At 74.3% G+C, this 1720-nt stretch carries 1 protein-coding gene and 1 pseudogene; both read left to right on the plus strand.

Annotation, left to right across the window (positions count from 1 at the left end; translation table 11 throughout):
* Positions 1 to 633: pseudogene (locus IY392_RS13625) on the plus strand (MFS transporter); the annotation flags it as partial.
* 233 nt (positions 634 to 866) lie between these two features.
* Positions 867 to 1720: UvrD-helicase domain-containing protein (locus IY392_RS13630; RefSeq protein WP_309234186.1), on the plus strand; the 854-nt coding region annotated here is incomplete at its 3' end.

Below are 1720 nucleotides of genomic sequence, written 5' to 3' on the forward strand. Positions count from 1 at the left end.
GCCAGACCCTCACGGGCCACCACGGTCGTCGGCGGGTCGGGCCCGGCACGGCGGGTCCGGCCCTGGCGCTCGCCCGTGGGGGTGGCCCTCGCGTTGTTCTTCGGAACCAACTCACTGTGCACCTACGCCTTCTTCACGTGGCTCCCGGCCGTGGCCGAGTCGATCGGGATGACCCGGGCCGAGGGAGGACTCGCACTGGCGGTCTACTCGGCCATCGGCCTGATCGCCGCCCTGGTCGTGCCCTGGGCGGCGGGGCGCTTCGCCGATCCCTACCCGGTCGTCCTCGTCTCCGTGGTCTGCTACCTGGCCGGTTTCGCCGGACTGCTCTGGGCGCCCGGCGCCGCCCCGTGGCTGTGGATCTGCCTGCTCGGGGTGGGGCCCAGTACGTTCCCGCTCTGCCTGACACTCATCAACCTCCGCACGCGGACGCAGGCCGGTTCCGCCGCCCTCTCCGGGTTCTCGCAGGGGGTCGGGTACACGGCGGCGAGCCTCGGCCCCGTCGTCTTCGGCCTCCTGCTGTCCGGTCCGGGTCTCGGCGGGGGACTGGCGTTCCTCACGGTGGTGCTCGCGGTGATGTGCGTGGTCGGCCGGATCGCGTGTCGACCCCGGATGCTCGAGGACACGCTGCGCTGACGCCGGCGGTCCGGGGCCACCGATCCGGTGGCCGCGGGCCTGTCGGAGGAGTGTGGTCTCATCGAGCCGTGACAGAGCCCGCAGTACCGACCGTCGCAGTACCGCCCGCCGTAGCACCGCATCCGGCCCGCACGGGGCAGGCCCCGCCAGCCAGGGAGTGGCCGACCGCCCTCGGCGGGTTGATCGGACGGGACTGGGGTGCCGGCCCGGCGGATGGTCAGGACCGGTGGGTCGTGCGTGGCGGGCCCGGGAGCGGGAAGACCTCACTCCTGGTGGACGTGGTGCGCGCCGCGGTGACGGGCGGGGTGGGTATGGACGGTGTCCTGGTCCTCACGGGCTCCGCCACCGCCGGGGCCGCCGTGCTGGAGGAGATCACCCGCGGACTCCCGTCGGAGGTCGTCGTGGGAACGGACGCCCCCGTCCGCACCGTCCACTCCCTCGCCCATGCCGTGGTCCGGCTGGCCGCCGCTCGGGTCGACGCCCCGACCCCGCGGCTCCGGACGGGCGCGGAGCACGACGCGTTGATCCGCGAGACGTTGCTCGGAGAGGTGGCGGATGGCGCCCCGCACTGGCCCGAACAGCTCCGTCCCGCGCTGTCGGCCGTGGGGTTCGCGCGGGAGATCCGTGACCTGCTGCTGCGCGCTCTCGAGCGGGGGATCGGCCCCCGGGAACTCGCCCGCCTGGGACGGTCGGCGGACAGGCCCGCGTGGGTGGCCGCCGCCGGGTTCTTCCGCAGGCACGAGGAGCAGATGGCCCTGCGCTCGGGCCTACGGGGTGGGGAGTCGGACGTGCCCGAGGCGCTCAACGCCGCCGAACTCGTGGGGGCGGCGCTGGACGCGTTGACAGCGGACCCGCAGCTCAGGGAGATATTCCGGTCCCGTCGGCTGGTGGTGGTGGACGACGCACACCACCTCGACCCGCTCGCCGCCGAGTTCGTGGCCGCCGTCGGTGGGGGCGCGGACGTCATGGTGGTGGTGGAGGACGGGGACCAGTCGGTGTTCCGTTTCCGGGGGGCGGACGGCGGCCTCGCCCGCGCTGTCGCGGACCAGGGCGGCCGTGAGGTGGATCTCCACGCGGGGCACCGGAT

Source organism: Dietzia sp. SYD-A1, from assembly GCF_015356725.1.
Classification (GTDB): Bacteria; Actinomycetota; Actinomycetes; order Mycobacteriales; family Mycobacteriaceae; genus Dietzia.